The following is an 18,677-nucleotide window of genomic DNA, read 5'->3' on the forward strand; positions in this document are numbered from 1 at the left end:
GAGCTATTGTTATGGGAGCAACCTCGCACGCCATTGCGATGAGTTGCGGGTAGCAAAGGTCGTGGCAATCAACAAAAAATTTTATGAAATTTATTATTTCTGGATGGTCATGATACCAAAGATATCTCAACCTTCATTGTTGTGTGAATAATCGATTTATTTCGTCATTGCGAGGAAATACAGGCGTTGTTGTATGACTTGAATCTCTTTGGTATCATTCTCGTGAAAACGGGAATCCAGACTTTTTATTGTCATGCTGAACTTGTTTCAGCATCTTTTTGTAATAGATCCTGAAATGAATTCAGGATGACTATTATTTTTCTAGATTCCTCCATGCACGGGAAGGCATTGTTGCGTGGATAATTAAACCGTCATGGCGAGGCACCTCTTGGTGCCGTGGCCATCCAGGTTATCTCGAATATCATAAGGGATTAATTAGAATACTAAACAAGTTTAGTATAAAAATATATTTTGCTGGATGGCCACGGCGCTAAAAGCGCCTCGCCATGACACCTAGGTATCCACGCAATAATGTCTTGCGAGGAGGGAAATAGTCCCGACGTAGCAATCTAAACAAAAAAGGCCCTCTTTTTTCAAAGAGAGCCTTTCCGCTAAACTATCAAAGATGTACTTTGAAAAGTCTATAGATTAGTAATTAGAAGTTTACGCGAACTTTTAATGTACCAGTGTGCGCAACATACTTACTAGCTAGATTTGCATCATAACCAATTCCATACTCCATTTGTGGACCAGGTCTTGCGGTTACGTTTAAACCTACATTGTAAGATGTTTTAGCGCTTTTATCAGGTAGACCAGTAATAAAGTCTACTTGTCCATCTAACTTAGATTGGGTTTTAGCATACTTACCAGATACTTTGTGAGTTACAAAAGCATGAGCTTCTGGGTAGAAAGTGAAGCCACTTAAATTCATCACGTCACCAAGAACTTTAGCGCCAACAACTACGTCAGTTCTATCACTGAACTTGCTAGCAACTTGCTTATTCTGGAATGTTGTACCGGTTTCCTTATAGCTTTCATCACCTGATTTTAGATAGCTCAGACCAGCCATTGGAGTAAGTAATACACCATCCATTAACTTAGCATCGTAACCAAACATTACATTACCGCCAAAGGTCATATTATCATAGTTACTGGTTGCAGTTTCTGCAATTTTTTGACCGTTAGCATCAGCCATATAACGTTGACTCTTGTTTTTTACTTGACTTAAATTAAATGTAGCACCACCTTGTACGAAGAAGTTATCAACAAGCTGTTGCGCTCCGTATAAAGAAACTAAGAAACCGTTAACTGTAGTCTTATCACCGGATTTATAGTTTTTATACTTAACTTTAGTCTGATTAATACCGATAGCCGCACCAACCATTAAGTTGTCATTAGCCATGGTATCTATACCGACAATACCTCCAGTAGTTTTAGCATTATAACCGGGGTTACCGCCTTTACTCTTCTGAGTTGCATCAGTATAAACAGGTTTTAGCCAAGCACCGTAGCTAACATTATCTTCCGGCTCGTCAGCTGCGCCAACTACACCGCGCTCAGGAGCTGCAAGGCTTCTCTCAGGAGCATTATTAGGTAATACTGTATATCTAGCAGTTTCCACTCTATTTGCGATAGAAGATGTAAAGTGTCCAGTTGTGCTATCTATTACACTGTTAATTAAAGGAGCATTATCGGTTGCAAGAGCTACTATAGCTTGAGCAGAATCAGCAGAACTCAAGTTACCTATATTGGTAGTAAATTGCTGAGCAGCCCCTATGTTTTGTGGATCGGTGATTACCGCAGTATTTTTTACTATACCAGTAATACCGCCAAATCCAGCATCAGTTACGTCAGAAGTAGATACTCCTGTTGCATTGTTACTACGTGTTACGTAATAATTCTTATCATCACTATTCTGAATGATGCTATAACTTGCAAACCTTTGGTTAGAATTAATGGTAGAATTTTCATCTAATTTAACTGTAGTCCCATTAGCTAATGTCAGATTTGCACCACCACCAATTAATAGATATTTTGCCTCAACTGCACCTAATGTATCTTGGTCAGAAATATTAACTGTAGATAAAATATTACCAGCAGCTGTTACTTTTCCGCTTTCAATATTAATGCTACCAAGTGTTCCATTCAGTAATGTTGTGTTAATAGAAGTATTATCACCCCAGGTAGAGTTACCATTAAATGTTAATGTGTTAGTCTGTAGAACTATAGCATTATCTATTGCTGAAATACCGTTAAGTGTTACTTGTTTAGCATTTACTGCTACAACATATTCGCCAAAATTAGTATTCACAGAATAGATATCATTATTTAAAATAGCTATATCTTGATTACTAGTACCAGTAAAGTTAACTACTGTAACAGACTTGCCCTGAGCACCAATAGCACCAACATTAACTTCGCTTCCTTGATATTCTACAGTACCTTTTCCATTGTTAGCAGTAGTAATAACTGTTGTGGCTAAAGGATTAGAATCAGCTGCAAAAATCATGGTACCAGTATTAGCACCAATAAATTTTATTCCAGCATCAACAGCACCATGCGCTGTATAAGTTATTCCCTCCGCAATTGTAAGAGTATCTGCAGAAATATAAGTATCACCAAAGTTTTCTGTATTTGCAGTAACGTTAACAGTCTTTAATTTATTAGTTGCAGTACCTAAACCGTAAATACTACCATCATTATTTGGACCATTTGTAGCTGCAAGAGTTACCGTACCGTTGTTATTAGTCACAGGAATTATAGCACCATAAAATGCTGCACCTTCATTAACTGTAAATGCCAGATCACCATTAAGTCCAATAGCAACGATATTACCTTTACTACCTACTGATTGACCTGCATCAATAGAATCGTTAGCTAGTGAAGTAATGACCACAGGAGCTGTAGGAGCACCGTTTGCTACTGGATTACCAGCGTTACTTGTTATTGTTGCTCCCTGTACTTTATCAGTTGCTGCTAATTGTAATTGATTAGTATTTTCAAAAACGATATTTGCAGCTCCCAATAACTTATTCAATATAACGTTACCTGTCCCAGACATTTTTATTGTTGAGATAGTATTAGCACCTGAATCATTTCCTAACTGAGTTGTAATATTTGCAGCGTTAACAAATTCTACTGTACCTTGGCCCGGAGCAGCACCTTGGATAGAATCAACTTGATAAATATTACCGATTTGTAAAGTAGAAGTCGCATCTATAGTGGTAGCACCATTAAAATATGCAGCGTCTGAGAATTGAGCTGTAGTTCCACCAGTAATAGCTACAGTGTTAAATTTCTGAGCTCCTTTACCAACTTGACCTTTTACAATATTCGTTCCACCGCCATTAAATTCGAAAGAACCTGTATTTGCGGTAGTATTAGTAATATTAGTAGCATATAAACTAACATCTTTACCGACATTTAATATAACATCAGTTGCAGCACTTGGAGCACCAGGAACAGCAGCAAATTTAATTTCTTTTAATACTGCATCTTTAGTACCTAAACTTGTACCTTCAGCAAGAGTAGTTGCGTTAGGGTCTGCTGCAGCAGCTGGGCTAATAAGAACTGTGCCGTTCCCTGCAGTATTTGTAGTTACAATTTTATAAGTATTGTGTGCTAATTTTACTGTTGTAGCATCTCCTACTATTAAGTTATTAATGTAAGCATCACCGGCGCTTAAAGTAAGGTTAGCACCTCCCGCTAAGGATAATGAAGCAAGAGAATTAGCAGCACTACCAATGTTACCACTAATCGCTAAAGTTTTACCTGCACCCATAGCATCAACATCAATAATACCGTGATTACCGGCAGTAAGCACATTTATATCTGAGCCTATGAATACATCACCAGTACCGGTTACAGCTAATGTTTCATCTTGAGCAAATCTAATACCATTAGCAGCACCATTTTGTATAAATGCATTCGCTCCGCTGAAAGTTAAATTATTTTTATTAAGATTAATTGCGTTTATTGAGTTAGCAACACCAGTAGCGATATCACCGTTAATGGTTGACGCACCGGTTAAAGTAATTATACCATTATTTGCTGCACCTGTAGTAATATTAGCATTAACTGTAGTATTTGCTTCTAATTGAAGAATATTGTTAGGTCCACCAGCAACAGTTAATTGAAGGGTATCAGCATTAATAGTATTACCAGTCTTCAAGGTCGTAGTTGTAGCAGCAGCATTAGCAACGTTAACTATAGAAACAAGTTTTAAAGGATTAGCTGTAGTTCCAATAGTACTATAGATATTGTAATTACCGTCTAATATTAAAGAACCGTTACCGTTAGCAGCTTTAGCTAATGATGTTGTAATATTCTGAACAGCAAAATCTGTAGCCTTATTATTAGGAGCAGTTACGGTTAATTGATTATCTATGTTAAAATTGATTGCAGTTAAGCTATTACCTACCTTACCAACAGTACCTGTAATGCTATGACCAAAAGCACCGTCTACTATAATTGAACCATTTCCGTCTGCAATCGTATTAACTATATTACCTGTAACAGCTTGAGCAACTGTAGAAAGTTTTAATGCAGAATTGGCATTTGTTAGACTAATAGTAGTGGCTTTAACAACAGCATTTACACCACCTTGGAAATCAACAGTTCCATCACCAATACTAATGGTATTTAATACGTTACCATTACCAACACCGTTAGTAACCGTTGAAGCACCTTCGAAAACCAAAGTACCAGTTCCTACATTTTCACCAGCAACATCAGCAACAATTAAATTTTTACCAGCACCAATTGTTAAAGAACCACCAGCGTTACCTGCAGCACCTTTTAATGTCACTGCACCATTAATATTTAAATCTGTATTTAAAGTAACAGCTTTAGTATCATTTACTACTAATGTGGAAATTTTATTAGCTGCATCAAAAGGCCCAGAAATAATAAGGTTATTTACATCAACAACTATGCCACCATTAACACCACCTGTACTTCTAATCGTTTTTGTAAAATCTAAACCATTAGACGCACCAGTAAAAGTTACAGTACCATCATTATTAGCAAAATCAACTCCCTCAAGTTGAGTAACATCATTGAGTACGAAGTTGAAATTAAAAGGACCAGCACCAAAAGCAAGAGTAGCGGTAGGAGCGCCTGCAGCTCCAGCCGCAATAGCACCAGTATTTGCAGTACCTGCTCTAGCAACTGCAGCTGGCGAAACGTCATTTACAAGCGCAGTTAATGTAGCATTATTTATACCAACTGTTATTGTCTGCCCAGTATTACCATAAAGGTTAATTGTTGTGGCAACAGTTGAATCTAATACTACATCATGTGCTCCCCCTAGAAATAAATAGTCTCCTGCTGCTGGGATAACTGGGGCAGCAGCAGCAGCACTTCTAATATTACCACCAGCAGCATAATCAGCAGGATTACCCGTAGTAATTAAATCAGCACCGAACGCCGAGCTTCCGGTTCCGACGATTGCAGCAGCAGCGAAAGCCACAGTCGAGGCAGTTGTTATTCTTTTTAAAAAACTTGGTTTTTGAGCCATATTTTTTCCTATTTAAGTTTAAAAATTTTTTAGTATAACATCGAAATACACTTTAAGTAGTATATCTTACGATTTACTTGCTATAACCGTCGGTTTTACCCAATCATTAAAGCAAAATACCTAAAGCCTACATCAAAGGTCTCTAAACACCTCGGTCAGTATAATATAAAAAATAGATAATTACAAGACTCTTATAAAATTTATATATATAGTTGACGGCAGAGCGATATTTTTACCACATAGTTTTTATTTTTTGGATTGCCACGTCGGGGCTACGCCCCTCCTCGCGATGATGGAAGTGGTTATATCTCAAACAATAACTTTTTTAGGACATGCTTCCCAGGAGGATATTTCATCGCTTTTACTGTGCCAAATTCGCATAATTTCCTGCTCATAGGCAATAATTTCTTCTTCAGTCCAACTAAAATAACGTCTTATCTCATTTGCTGCCTGAAATATTTTATAATTATTCCTATTAAAAACTTCTTCTAAATGCTTATCTTGCTCTTGCTTATAGGTCAAATGGGCAGCTCTGCCGAGCTCCGCTACTTTATGCATATCATGGCTTCGCAGTTGTATTTCGGCATTGCGCCCGGAATGAAGAAATTCTACTATCGCATGAATAGATTGGTAACCGTTCTCCTTAGGGAACAATATGTAATCTTTAATATTTTTTAAACCTAAATGATAGAAATCATTTAACGCATCAAGTGCTTTATAGCAGTCGTTTTTATGGCAGACAATAATGCGAAACGCAATAAGGTCACTCAATTTCTCAACTGTAGTCTTTTTCCTCTTCATCTTTTTTAAAATAGAGTAAGGATCTTTAAGCCTTGCATATATTTCATGCCCTACTCCGACCTTATGCAAAGTATCTTGAAATAGGTTGATAGTTTCGTGAATCAAGCATCCCTCCTACTAAAAAATATGAGATATTTTTATATAGCTTCAAACATTAACATTTTACCTTAATGCTTGAAACTATAACTGTTACCGATAATATTTACTGTTAAAAAACTCACCTTTTGGTAGTTGCAATTGAAAGTAGCCGTTATTTAAAATCATTATATATTTTACAATATGGCCACCCTTCTACGCTACTAAGTACGATGGGTAAAATTAATTCTTTAACCAAAAATTAAAAAACAGATTAATATTAATTTAAAATGTTTTCAATATATTTGTTTAATTATTTGATAATTATTTACTATTAATTATTTTTAAAGAGAAATTGAAGAGATTTAGGGAACTGTCATTCTGTGGCAACATTGCCCACGTGGATATTAAAATCGTCATTGCGAGCGACTAAAAGGAGCGTGGCAATCTAATTTATAGCTATATTTTTAGATTGCCGCGTTCGCCTAGCGGCTCCTAGCAATGATGGGAAGAAGTCTAGGTTTGTTGCGCCCCTCTTCGCAAGGTATTACTCGCGTGGATCATATTATCGTATTAAGGTTACTGCATAGTGTCATGCCATAGATTGATCACGACATCCTGAAGAAACCTTAAAAAAAGACTAGATACCGTGGTCAAGCCACGGTATGATATTGAACGCTTTATAACAATTCTGCTCTAGGCAACAACGTCTTCTTGCAATGATGGGTGACTAGCAAACTTACTCTTCTTGCAATGACGATTTACTAACCAATAAATAGATCAGAAAAATCTTTTATCTTGCCTAAGGGAGCGGTTGCAAGAATAGCAGTCATATTGTCAATATTACCAGTGCATTCCAGCACTATATCAATCCCGGCGGCAAAACATCCTGCAGTAATATCTGCCGGCTTGCCCAATAATGCTTTCATATCTATCGCATCGGAAATAATCAAGCCTTTAAAGGCTATATCGTTCTTGATATAATCAATGACTTTTTTTGATAAGGTAGCAGGATTATCAGGATCGAGCGATTTATATATTATATGCGCCGTCATAGCAAGTTTGCTAGCCGGGAATTTAGCCAATTCCTTAAAAACAGCAAAGTCTGTTTTTTTCAGCTCTTCTAACGAAGCTTCTACAGTTGGTAGTGTTAAATGGCTATCTGCCGTAGCACGCCCATGCCCAGGGATATGCTTGATACAACCTCTTATACCTCCTTCAGCCAGGCCTTCAAGCGCTGCCTGACACAAACGGATTACATTATCGGGGTTAGAGCCAAAACTCCTGTCTCCGACAATATCATGTGCTCCTTCATGTCTTACATCAGCTACCGGAGCAAAATTTAAATTAAAGCCTAATTTTTTAAGCTCTTCGGCTATTTCTTTATAATTTTGTTTACATTTTCTAGTAGCGATCTCTAACCCTTCTTGTTCAGCTATATCGGCAAATGTCTTAGCACTAGGAGCGGATTTAAAAGTAGGAGCAATAAGCTTTTTAACTCTACCTCCTTCCTGATCAATGGCGATTATACACTGCTCACCTAGCACTTCTTTTATACTAGCAATAAGCTCAATAAGCTGCTGCTTATCTTGAATCTTTTTTCCATTTTCATCATTTGTGGCAATATTACGTCTAAATAAAATTACCCCTAAAGGACGATGTTGAGTAAATAACTCCTTTTCTTGCAAGGTTAAGTCAGTTCCCGCTATCCCTATAATTACTGGTTTTACTTTCATGAAAATACTTTTACGTTTTTATATTATTATCACTTTTATTAACAAATTATGCAACCTATAACAAATAATTTGCAGTTTATTAAAAATTAGATAGACTTTAGTTGTAAATAATAATTTAATTCTAATGCTAATTATTTAATTATAGAGGTTAAAGATGTTAATAAATACTTCCAGTAATCCTGTCACTACCGTAGCAAGTTTATTATCTTCAATAGGAGCAATAAATTGGGGACTTATCGGTATATTCGATTTTAATTTAGTAACATACTTATTTGGTGCAATGTCTAGCGTTACTAGAATATTATATATTATTATAGGTCTATGCGGTTTATACTCATTCCTTTGCTTGGGAAGAGTTTTATGTAAACCATCTGTTCAACAAGTTAAGTAAAGGTTAATGTTATTACCTGACCTTATATGTCATTCCTGCTCTAGGTGAGAAATCTAGCCTTTACTTTGTCATGCTGAACTTGGTTCAGCATCCCTTGTAGTAGATCCTGAAATAAATTCAGGATGACTATTTTTTTCTGGATTCCCGTTTTCACGGGAATGACACCGATGGTGCTTTTACCTATCCACGCAACAACACCCGCGCGGGCATGACTATCTGGGGCTTTTTAAGAATCATATAACAACGTTCGTCTGGATCAAGCCACGGTATGACACCATACGTGTAACAAACTACCCCTGCAATTTTTCTTTCAAAAGCTTGTTTACCACTGCCGGATTTGCTTTGCCAGCTGTTTCTTTCATTACTTGCCCGACAAAGAAACCGAGTAATTTATCTTTACCGCCTCTATAAGCTTCTACTGAATCAACATTCTCAGCCAATATTTTATCAATTATTGCAGTAAGTATATTTGCATCCGATACTTGTACTAAGCCCTGCTCTTCTACAATTTTGTCTGCTGCTTTGCCGTTTTCAAACATAATTTCAAAAACTGTTTTAGCAATTTTTCCGGAAATAACGTCATCTTCTATTAACTTAATTAATTTAGCAAAATTTTCAGGCGTAATTTTACATTCATCTATATTAATCGACGCTTTGTTTAACTGCCCAAATAACTCACTAGTGAGCCAGTTAGCCAGTATTTTAGGATTACATAAATTAGCAGCTACCTCAAAGTAGTTAGCAATTAATTCATCGGCAACGATTACTTCGGCATCATATTTGCTTAAACCAAACTTACTTATATATTTTTCTATTTTCTGATCCGGAAGCTCAGGCAAATCAGCTTTTAGTGTATTTATCAATTCATCGGACACAATGACTGGTAGCAAGTCAGGGTCAGGAAAATACCTATAATCTTCTGATTCTTCTTTTAGCCGCATCGTTCTTGTCTCACCGCTATCAGCATTAAACAAGCGTGTCTCTTGAATTACCGTCTTACCGCCTTCGATTAGCTTCACTTGCCTTGCTGCTTCAAATTCAATAGCTTTGATAATATTACGAATTGAATTAATATTTTTAATTTCGCACCTTGTCCCCAGCGGTTCGCCCGTGCGTCTTACCGATATATTAGCATCACAGCGCATTGATCCCTTTTCCATATCGCCGTCGCAGCTACCGATATAACGCAGCAAGCTTCTAAGCTTTTTAACGAATTCGGCAGCCTCTTCAGGTGATGATATATCTGGCTCGGTTACAATCTCCATTAAACCGATCCCTGCACGATTTAGGTCAATAAAACTATAATAAGGCGATTGATCATGCATTGACTTACCAGCATCTTGTTCTAAATGTAAACGGTTAATGCGAATAGTTTTAAGCTCACCCGTATTTGTCGGTATTTCCATAGTACCATCTTGTACTATAGGATAATAAAATTGTGAGATTTGATAACCTTGCGGAAGATCAGCATAAAAATAATTTTTGCGATCAAAAACTGAATATTTATTTATTTTAGCTTTAAGCCCTAGTCCCGTTTTAATCGCTTGATGCACGCAATGTTCATTTAATACCGGGAGCATTCCAGGCATCGCCGCATCGACATAAGAAACTTGGGAGTTAGGACTTGCTGCAAATGTCGTACTGCTTCCTGAAAAAAGCTTAGATTTTGAGGAAATTTGAGCATGAATTTCAAGACCGATTACGTACTCCCACTTTCCCGTGTTACCTTCAATATATGCCATAATTAAAAACCTTTTGGCTTAAATTTAATATGTTTAACACCTACCTCAATAGCCGAGGCTACTTTTAAAACATTATATTCATCTAATTGTTTGCCTATAACCTGCATACCTAGCGGTAAACCTCGTGCCGATAAGCTAGCCGGGACTGATACGCAAGGCAAACCGGCTAAACTTGCAGGGATAGTAAATAGATCATTTAAATACATAATAGTCGGGTCATTTTGTTTTTCACCGATTTTAAACGCTTCGCTCGGAGTAGACGGCAATAAGATAGTATCTACTTTAGTAAAAGCATTATTAAAATCATTAGCAACTAAGCGGCGTACTTTTTGAGCTTTTAAATAATATGCATCCATAAAGCTAGAGGAAAGTACATATGTTCCGATCATAATACGACGTTTTACTTCATCGCCAAAACCGGCTGTTCTCGTCATTTCATACATTTCATCAAGTGTCATATTTTCACGCTCTACTCGCATGCCGTATCTAACACCGTCGTATCTAGATAAATTTGAAGAAGCTTCAGCCGGTGCTATCACGTAATAAACTGCAACACCGTATTTAGCATGCGGCAAGGTAATATCGACTATCTCAGCTCCAGCATTTTTAAGTAGCTCTATAGAACTCTGCCACATTTTCATAATATCGGGTTCAATGATGGAGTCTTCGCCTAAACTTAAAGGTACACCTATTTTCATACCTTTTATAGAACTACCGACAGCTGATTGTAAATGCGGTACTTGTGCATTAACGGAAGTAGAATCTTTTTCATCAAATCCCATCATTGCTTCAAGCATAATGCTACTGTCTAAAACGCTTCTAGTAAATATCCCGGCTTGATCTAGAGAGCTAGCAAACGATATCATCCCGTATCTTGAACAACGCCCATAAGTAGGCTTAAAGCCCACAAGTCCAGTAAAGCTTGCCGGCTGACGCACAGAGCCGCCCGTATCGCTTCCAAGCGCCGCACTTGCCATAAAGCCGCTAACCGCTGCAGCCGAACCTCCCGAAGAGCCTCCGGGAACTAAGTCGCTATTGTTATCACTTGCTTTCCAGGGGCTAATTACATTACCGAAACAGCTAGTGATGTTTGCCGAACCCATAGCAAACTCATCCATATTAGTTTTACCTAGCATGACTCCGCCTTTATCAAAAATATTTTGTGTAACGGTGGATTCATAATTAGGTATAAAATTACCCAGTATTTTAGAGCAAGCCGTAGTCCGCACGCCTTTAGTACAAAATAAATCCTTTACGGCAATCGGAATACCTTCAAGCGCTCTCGCTTTATTTTGAGCATAATTTTGATCAGCAATTTTTGCACTTTGTAAAGCTATATCAAAAGTTTCTGTTACATAAGCATTAAGATTTTTATGCTTCTCTATTTGGTTAATATGTGCATTCACTAGTTCTGTGCTTGTAAAATCCTTGTTTTTCAAACCTTTTATGCTATCTGATACATTTAATTTATTTAATTCTGACATAATTTATTCAACAACTTTTGGGACAATAAAATATTTTACTTCTTTAGCCATATCGGCTTGGCTACCCGGAACATTATCAAACAACCTTTCCGAAAGATCGGAGGAAGTTACCTCATCTTTTCTAGTTCTAGAGGTCATATCACAAACCGAGGTTAAAGGCTTAGCCTCTTCACAATCTATTTCATTTAAAACATCAATCATAGCCATAATCTCACTAAGCTGATTTGAAAAGCTTATTACTTTCTCTTCTTCAAATTTTAACCTTGCTAGCTTCGCTACTTTTTTTACTTGTTCTTGTGTAATCATTAATCACTCTTGTTTTTATTTTTTAGCAATATATGAGTTTTTACTTTATATTTTTAATTTCTTCTTCAGTTAAACCCGTAAATTCAATGATTTCATCTAAAGATTTATTTTTCACCAACATTTTTTTAGCTAAAGTAATCTTTTCTTCTCTTACCTTGGCTTCACCTATTGCTATCCCTTCTACTCTTCCTTCTACTCTTCCTTCCTCTCTTACTGTATTAAGAGCACTGGCTTCAGTCATCAACCATTTTAAATGGTCTTCATAAGCTTCTCGCTCTTCATCACTAAAATTCATTATATCCAGGACATTTAACGCTTTTTTAATATGGATATCGTTTAACTCTTCTGGTAAATTATTTTTATTTAATAAATCATTTCGAGTTAAAAAAGTTAACCACCTATCCAATGAATTTTTTACTTTTACTACTATATCTGATAGCTCTTCCTCATAATTTGGTGAGAATTTCTTAAGTTCTAAAGTATGTAGCTCTAAATCTTTAAAATATTTAATACCACTATCTTTTTCCCTAATATGAAAAACATTATGATATTTATCTGTTCCTGGAACGCTTGTAAAATTCAGGATATGGATACCTATAGCCTTTGAAAGTTTAGAATAATCACTACCGGTTTTTAATTGTTCTGTATAAAGCTTTGCCCAATAATACAGCGCTCTTTTGTCATACTCTGCATCATTGGTTATTTGGATTTCAATGTTAAGTCTCTTACCATCATGCCCTTCAGCTTTTATGTCAAGAATAGATAACTTATCGTTACGAAAATTAGCAGGATTATACGGGTTAAGTAATGTTATATCTGTAACCAGATCTTCTTCTGAGACTATCGAGTTAATCAGCGAGATAAGTAAATCCTTATTTTCTTCAACGCCAAAGATTTTCTTAAAAGCAATATCTATTTTAGGGGTAATTTTACTCATAAACATATTATATTTTTATTGGTCGACAATCTCAAACGATCTAAACAGTCAATATTTCTTGCTCTTTTTGTTTCACTGCAGAATCTACCTTATTGCTAAATTCATCGGTTAATTTCTGCACTTCTTCAGATAAATTATGATGCTCATCTTTCGCAATAATATTATCTTTCTCAAGCTTTTTAAGTTCTTCATTGCCGTCTCTTCTGATATTACGCAAAGAAATTTTAGTATTTTCTCCATATTTATGAGCAAGTTTTGCAAGTTCTTTGCGGCGTTCTTCCGTTAAACTTGGAATAGCTAACCTAACTAACTGGCCATCAGCTGCAGGAGTTAAACCAAGATTAGCTTCGGTAATTGCTTTCTCTACAGACTTTACCATTTCTTTATCCCAAACCTGTACGGTGATCGTCCTTGCATCAGGTGTAGATAAACTTGATACTTGAGTTAACGGCATCCTATCGCCATAAGCTTCCACTACTACGCTATCGAGTAAATTAACCGATGCTCTACCGGTACGTAAGCCTTTAAGTTCATGATCTAGAACCTTTAAAGCCTTTTCCATTCTTTCTTGTAAATCTTTCTTCAAAGTTGCTTTGTCCATAATATTTTATCCATCATTTAATTTTGATATTGTTGCAGAGATAAATAAAGCACGCTCTATGTCATTCCCGTGAAAACGGGAATCCAGGTTTTTATTGCCATGCTGAACAAGCTTGCCTCATCCATTAAAAATATCCTGAAATAAATTCAGGATAACTTTTTAATTTTTTTCTGGATTCCCGCCTGCGCGGGAATGACATACGTATTATACCTCCTCAATTATCGTATACTCACCTTTGCCTTGCATTACTTTAGCAAAATTTCCTTTTTCTTTTATAGAAAATACTTTTATAGGTAATTTATTTTCTCTAGCAACTGCAATGGCAGCCATATCCATAACTTGTAAATTATTAGTTATAACATCTTTATAGCTAATAGTAGAATATTTTTTAGCTGTTGGATTTTTTTTCGGATCAGAGTCATATACCCCATCAACCTGCGTGGCTTTCATTAAAATATCGCAGTTCATTTCAATTGCTCGCAGCACCGCTGCACTATCGGTCGTACAAAACGGATTACCGGTACCGCCGGCAAAAATTACCACTCGTTTTTTTTCCATATGTTTTTTAGCTTTACGACGAATATAAGGCTCACATACGCTCATCATAGGAATTGCCGACAGCACTCTAGTATATATATTTAGGCTCTCCATGATATTCTGCAAGGTTAAGGCATTGATTACAGTCGCAAGCATGCCGATATAATCGGCCGAAGCTCGCTCCATACCTACTAATGCCGCATTAATACCACGGTAAATATTTCCGCCGCCAACTACAATAGCGACTTCTGCTCCTAAATCAATAACCTCTTTTATATCTTCGGCAATTTTTCTTATTACGTTATATTCATGACCGAATTGTTTATCGCCCATTAAAGCCTCGCCTGAAACTTTAAGTAAAACCCGTTTATATTTTAATGATGTCATATTTCTGAAATTTTTCCTTTTTATTTTTTTATTTAGTTTTAAATACGTTATGCCATGATTTGACTATCGTTGCATTGCTCAGTTTTTTTCGATCCATGCAACAATACCTCCTACGGTATGACAACGTTATAAATATTTCCTCTCCAAATATTTTATATATATATCAGGATTAATTTTATCCTCACCGGTAGCATCTTTTAACAAATCATTAGAATTTTTTAATGAACCGAAATTTCTAATATTATTATTTAAAAAGTTATTTAAATTGTTAAATTCGCCTTTTAAAATATCTTGTTTAATCTCACCGTGAGTTTCCTGTGCTTTTTTCATTAGCATCGAAGCAATAATTGCACCGTTAGTATAAGCAGGAAAATAGCCAAAACTTCCATGTGACCAATGAATATCCTGCATACAGCCCTTGCTAAAAGTTTCAGGTTTAATATTTAAATATCCTTGCATTTTAGCATCCCAGTAGCTCGGCAGTTCATCAAGATTTAAATCACCTTCAATAAGTAACTCCTCAAGCTCAAATCTTAATATTACATGCATTGGATAAGTTATTTCATCGGCATCAACTCTTATAAAATCCGGTTTAACCCTTGTAACTTTTTTATAAAGATTATCAGCGGAATATTCAGCTTCTTTAAAAGCAAATTCATCTTTTAAAAGTTTAGCCAAAAATTCTATAAATTCTTTTGACCTTGCTACCTGCATTTCCATAAATAACGATTGGCTTTCATGGAAAGCCATTCCTTTTGCTTTTCCTACCGGTTGATTTTTATATAAATTCGGTAAATTTTGTTCATATAAAGCATGCCCTGTTTCATGAATAATCCCCATTAATCCAGAAATAAAATTATTCTCGTCATATCTTGTTGTTAGCCTTACATCATTTGAAGTACCTCCGCAAAAAGGATGCACCGATTCATCAAGACGCGCTTTAGTAAGATCAAGCTGCATTATTTCCATAATACGCTTTCCTATAGTTTTTTGTATATCCGCACTTACTTTATTACTACTTACTATTAATTCTTCGCTTTTTTGCTTTTCTACAACTTTATTGATTAATTCCGGAATATTTTTCTTTAAGGATTTATAAATTTCTCTAATCTCGGCACTTTTTCTATTTGGATCATACATATCGATTAAAGCGTCATACATTCCGCAATTAAATACGCTAGCTCGGGCTTTAGCTAGTTCTTTCGTATAATTTAGTACTTTTTGCAAATGAGGCTTAAACTGATTATAGTCATTATTTGCTCGCGCTTGTCGCCATACTAATTCACATTCGGTAGTTGCGGCAACAATTTTCTCCTGCAATTTATCATCAATGCAATTTGCATCTAATATATTCCTCTCTATTTCTCTAACATTTGCCATTTGCCAATCATTTAGCTCTTTTATTTCTTCTTTAGCTTGACCGACTAAATCACGTAGCTCATTGGATTTTAGCCTAGAATGTATTAACGAGGTTAAAGTCACTATTTCATTAGTACGGCTTTCGGCCGCTCCGATCGGCATATTAGTTGCTATATCCCAATAAAGTATACTCAACGCATTATTAATATGTGAAATTTTTAAAAATTCATTTTCTAATTTTGTGTAGTAATTCATAAATTATGCTCATATTTCTTTTGTTTTTTTAAATTTTACAATCGGAAATATTATAAAGGAAATTTAGAAAAAGGGGAGAAATAATTTTAGGTGTTGTTGATAATAGATACATACAACTAGTATTAATTTCTGAATTTTTTAAAATAAATAGTTGAAAAAATTAATTTTAAAGATATTATTTATCGGTTTCTCAACTTTTAGATAAGTTAAATTCAACCAATTATGGTTGTATAATTTTAAAAAATTAAATTTGTAAAGTTTATTTCAACTAACCTTGTAAAATAATAATTGTTTAACAACTAAAAATAATTGGTTAGGGGGTATATTTGATTGATATTATTGCTTGCCTTCTTCGTGAAGATTTATTAAAAAATGGAGTGAAGGCAGAGATATCTGGCAGAATTAAAGAACCTGAATCTATTTTAAGAAAAATAATAAGAAAAGGAACCACTTTAGAACAATTAACCGATATTATTGCATTCCGAGCTATAGTAGCCGATAAAAAAACCTGTTATAAAACTCGTGATATTATTCATAAACTTTATAATGTTGATTTACAAAAAAGTAAAAACTTTATCGAGTATCCTAAAGAAAATGGTTATCAATCTTTACATACTGTAATTGAAATTAATCCCTGTAAACGAAGGGTAGAGGTGCAAATACGCACACCCAAAATGCATGAGCACGCAGAAATCGGTAACGCAGCACATCGACAATACAAGCAAGAAAATGAAAGAAAATTTTTTCAAATTAGCAATAGTAGTATTTTGCTAAGAAAAATATACGAAGCAGTAAAGCAAAATAATTGTACCGAACATGATCTCCTCGCTTATGAACAAGCACTTAAAACTACATTAGATTATATAATTTATCAAATTCAGGATGAATAGCGAGTCGTTTCCATTTAATTGTGTAAATTTCTGTAGAAGGCTCTAAATTCTTCCCGGCTCTGTCCTAGGATTTGTGTAAATTCCAGAATAGCCCTTAAATTCTCCCCTCAAATTTGATCATAAAATGAGCCATGGCAATATTCCAATTTTGAATTGGCATTGTCCATTTTCTAGTCATATTATCAATCGTTAAGAATAAAATCTTAAATACTGCGTCCTCGCCTCGTTTGGAAAAACTCTTTTGTTTTTTGTAACTTTACGCAACTGACTATTTACCGATTCGATCGCATTATTGGTATATAGTAAAATGTATTGAATTAGGTGCAATTTCTACATTATCTTTTATTTTTTTAAAAACATATCTCATATCGTAAATGGGTTAGCATTAGACGTATATCGCTTTATTAATAATACGCTTATCTTGCCTTACTTTTAATACTAAACAATCAAAAAATACTTCGCATATACTCATTCTAAAGGACGACTCTGCCATATCCTTACTTCATCAATTACGTTATCCGTAATTTTACTGATTACGCTCTCACTTATCTCCGCTCCCTACAATTCTTGCAATTGCATCTTAATAGCTGATAAGCTCATTCCCTTTGCATATAAGGATAGAATCTTCTGATCCCCTCTATCCTACTCAGCTTCTTTGGAATTATTACAGCTTCAAATTTACCTTCTCTCTCTTGGAACATTAGTGCTATAACTCATTATCTGTTATTAGATTCTTACTAAAACTACCATTCCTAACTTTATTCTAGCCCCAAAATACCTTTCAACTCTTCCCACTCTCTTTTAGTCATTTCGCTAGTTTCATGCGTGACGTTTTCGCCGTTAATCATTCTTTTTATTGCACCAAGTCCTTTTTTAGAAATGCTTTTTCCTTCTAACCGGTGTTCATTGAAGGCATCGTAAGTAAAAGGCACCCAAGCTTTTACGATATTAAGCATTTTCTCGGCATATACTCTTATTTCATATTGCGCATGAAAATCAGCACGTAATCTTAAAAAATGTAATAAATTATGTAAATTAATTTTCCAATACCATTCCGTGTAAAAATTTAGGGTTAAACTCATTCGCGCGAGCTCTCTAGTAATACCGATAGTATTTTCGTCTAATATATTTCCGTCCTCATCGGCATTTAGCATTTCAGTATAGTGACTATAGCAATTCCTCGCATCCTGTTCCAGCAATAATAATACTTTATCGGCTAGCTCTTTCGGTACGCTATTTTCTTCATCTCTTCCTTGCTTGTTAATTTTGGATTGCACTGAAATATTTTCTCTTTCCGGTAAATAAAACTCATTGCCTAAAATTGAATATCTAGCTGAGTATTCATTTATACTGGCAGTTCGGTGACGTATCCATTGCCTTGCAACAAAAATAGGTAATTTTATATGGAATTTAATATCGCACATCTCAAACGGCGTGGTATGATGATGACGCATTAAATAATTAATGAGCCCCTTATCTTGATTAGTCTGTTTTGTTCCCTTACCATATGACACGCGAGCTGCTTGCACAACAGCACTATCATCACCCATATAATCGATAACTCTAATAAAACCGTGATCTAAAACTTTGATAGGTTCATATAATATTTCTTCTAGAGAAGAAACAACTGCTCTTTTAGTTAGGGTAGTTTGACTCAT

13 protein-coding genes and 1 pseudogene are annotated in these 18,677 nt (G+C 35.4%); 2 read left to right on the forward strand and 12 right to left on the reverse strand.

Annotation, left to right across the window (positions count from 1 at the left end; genetic code table 11):
* Positions 1 to 655: 655 nt before the first annotated feature.
* The 3 genes from OTR29_RS03125 to nagZ form a co-directional block, all read right to left on the reverse strand.
* Positions 656 to 5,518 carry an autotransporter outer membrane beta-barrel domain-containing protein gene (locus OTR29_RS03125; RefSeq protein ID WP_422229207.1) on the reverse strand — a complete coding sequence of 1,621 codons (4,863 nt, stop codon included), beginning with the start codon at positions 5,516 to 5,518 and terminating at the stop codon, positions 656 to 658.
* A 309-nt stretch (positions 5,519 to 5,827) separates the two neighbouring features.
* Entirely contained in the window at positions 5,828 to 6,424 is a 597-nt protein-coding gene (locus OTR29_RS03130) for a nucleotidyltransferase family protein (protein ID WP_422229208.1), read from the reverse strand.
* A 734-nt stretch (positions 6,425 to 7,158) separates the two neighbouring features.
* Positions 7,159 to 8,130, reverse strand: coding sequence for a beta-N-acetylhexosaminidase (gene nagZ / locus OTR29_RS03135; RefSeq protein WP_422229209.1), 972 nt, complete (start codon positions 8,128 to 8,130; stop codon positions 7,159 to 7,161).
* Between the two features lie 154 nt (positions 8,131 to 8,284).
* On the opposite strand from nagZ, the gene OTR29_RS03140 reads away from it, so the two are divergent.
* Positions 8,285 to 8,521, forward strand: a complete 237-nt coding sequence (locus OTR29_RS03140; protein WP_422229210.1) for a DUF378 domain-containing protein — start codon at positions 8,285 to 8,287, stop codon at positions 8,519 to 8,521.
* 290 nt (positions 8,522 to 8,811) lie between these two features.
* Here the strand turns inward: OTR29_RS03140 and gatB are convergent, their stop codons facing one another.
* The 7 genes from gatB to OTR29_RS03175 all read right to left on the reverse strand — a co-directional run bounded on the left by gatB (position 8,812) and on the right by OTR29_RS03175 (position 16,129).
* The gene (gene gatB / locus OTR29_RS03145; protein ID WP_422229211.1) at positions 8,812 to 10,263 is read right to left on the reverse strand and encodes an Asp-tRNA(Asn)/Glu-tRNA(Gln) amidotransferase subunit GatB; all 1,452 of its coding nucleotides are present in this window, start codon (positions 10,261 to 10,263) and stop codon (positions 8,812 to 8,814) included.
* Between the two features lie 2 nt (positions 10,264 to 10,265).
* Positions 10,266 to 11,747 carry an Asp-tRNA(Asn)/Glu-tRNA(Gln) amidotransferase subunit GatA gene (gene gatA / locus OTR29_RS03150; RefSeq protein ID WP_422229212.1) on the reverse strand — a complete coding sequence of 494 codons (1,482 nt, stop codon included), beginning with the start codon at positions 11,745 to 11,747 and terminating at the stop codon, positions 10,266 to 10,268.
* Between the two features lie 3 nt (positions 11,748 to 11,750).
* A complete protein-coding gene (gene gatC, locus OTR29_RS03155; protein ID WP_422229213.1) occupies positions 11,751 to 12,053 on the reverse strand; it encodes an Asp-tRNA(Asn)/Glu-tRNA(Gln) amidotransferase subunit GatC in 303 nt (100 codons plus the stop codon).
* A gap of 40 nt (positions 12,054 to 12,093) precedes the next feature.
* Complete coding sequence (locus tag OTR29_RS03160; RefSeq protein WP_422229214.1) at positions 12,094 to 12,990, reverse strand: Rpn family recombination-promoting nuclease/putative transposase; 897 nt, start codon at positions 12,988 to 12,990, stop codon at positions 12,094 to 12,096.
* Between the two features lie 40 nt (positions 12,991 to 13,030).
* Positions 13,031 to 13,591, reverse strand: coding sequence for a ribosome recycling factor (frr, locus tag OTR29_RS03165; RefSeq protein ID WP_422229215.1), 561 nt, complete (start codon positions 13,589 to 13,591; stop codon positions 13,031 to 13,033).
* A gap of 204 nt (positions 13,592 to 13,795) precedes the next feature.
* Positions 13,796 to 14,515: a UMP kinase gene (gene pyrH, locus OTR29_RS03170; RefSeq protein ID WP_422229216.1), complete on the reverse strand. Its 720-nt coding sequence runs from the start codon at positions 14,513 to 14,515 to the stop codon at positions 13,796 to 13,798.
* A 126-nt stretch (positions 14,516 to 14,641) separates the two neighbouring features.
* Positions 14,642 to 16,129, reverse strand: a complete 1,488-nt coding sequence (locus OTR29_RS03175; protein WP_422229217.1) for a carboxypeptidase M32 — start codon at positions 16,127 to 16,129, stop codon at positions 14,642 to 14,644.
* 326 nt (positions 16,130 to 16,455) lie between these two features.
* Between OTR29_RS03175 and OTR29_RS03180 the strand changes: the two genes are divergently transcribed.
* Positions 16,456 to 17,019, forward strand: coding sequence for a nucleotidyltransferase family protein (locus OTR29_RS03180; RefSeq protein ID WP_422229218.1), 564 nt, complete (start codon positions 16,456 to 16,458; stop codon positions 17,017 to 17,019).
* Positions 17,020 to 17,113: 94 nt separating this feature from the next.
* Here the strand turns inward: OTR29_RS03180 and OTR29_RS03185 are convergent.
* Both OTR29_RS03185 and thyX read right to left on the reverse strand, forming a co-directional pair.
* A pseudogene (locus OTR29_RS03185) lies at positions 17,114 to 17,773 on the reverse strand (transposase); the annotation flags it as partial.
* A gap of 4 nt (positions 17,774 to 17,777) precedes the next feature.
* On the reverse strand, positions 17,778 to 18,677 hold the full coding sequence (gene thyX / locus OTR29_RS03190) for an FAD-dependent thymidylate synthase (RefSeq protein ID WP_422229219.1): 900 nt from the start codon (positions 18,675 to 18,677) through the stop codon (positions 17,778 to 17,780).

Origin of the sequence: Rickettsia endosymbiont of Halotydeus destructor (assembly GCF_049278075.1) — a bacterium.
Classification (GTDB): Bacteria; Pseudomonadota; Alphaproteobacteria; order Rickettsiales; family Rickettsiaceae; genus Rickettsia.

What these genes read in the sequence shown, in the direction of transcription:
- OTR29_RS03125 (WP_422229207.1), bottom strand. Translation starts at nt 5,518, where the DNA reads ATGGCTCAAAAACCAAGTTTTTTAAAAAGAATAACAACTGCCTCGACT.
- nagZ (WP_422229209.1), bottom strand. Translation starts at nt 8,130, where the DNA reads ATGAAAGTAAAACCAGTAATTATAGGGATAGCGGGAACTGACTTAACC.
- OTR29_RS03140 (WP_422229210.1), top strand. Translation starts at nt 8,285, where the DNA reads ATGTTAATAAATACTTCCAGTAATCCTGTCACTACCGTAGCAAGTTTA.
- gatB (WP_422229211.1), bottom strand. Translation starts at nt 10,263, where the DNA reads ATGGCATATATTGAAGGTAACACGGGAAAGTGGGAGTACGTAATCGGT.
- gatA (WP_422229212.1), bottom strand. Translation starts at nt 11,747, where the DNA reads ATGTCAGAATTAAATAAATTAAATGTATCAGATAGCATAAAAGGTTTG.
- gatC (WP_422229213.1), bottom strand. Translation starts at nt 12,053, where the DNA reads ATGATTACACAAGAACAAGTAAAAAAAGTAGCGAAGCTAGCAAGGTTA.
- OTR29_RS03160 (WP_422229214.1), bottom strand. Translation starts at nt 12,990, where the DNA reads ATGAGTAAAATTACCCCTAAAATAGATATTGCTTTTAAGAAAATCTTT.
- frr (WP_422229215.1), bottom strand. Translation starts at nt 13,591, where the DNA reads ATGGACAAAGCAACTTTGAAGAAAGATTTACAAGAAAGAATGGAAAAG.
- pyrH (WP_422229216.1), bottom strand. Translation starts at nt 14,515, where the DNA reads ATGACATCATTAAAATATAAACGGGTTTTACTTAAAGTTTCAGGCGAG.
- OTR29_RS03175 (WP_422229217.1), bottom strand. Translation starts at nt 16,129, where the DNA reads ATGAATTACTACACAAAATTAGAAAATGAATTTTTAAAAATTTCACAT.
- thyX (WP_422229219.1), bottom strand. Translation starts at nt 18,677, where the DNA reads ATGAGTCAAACTACCCTAACTAAAAGAGCAGTTGTTTCTTCTCTAGAA.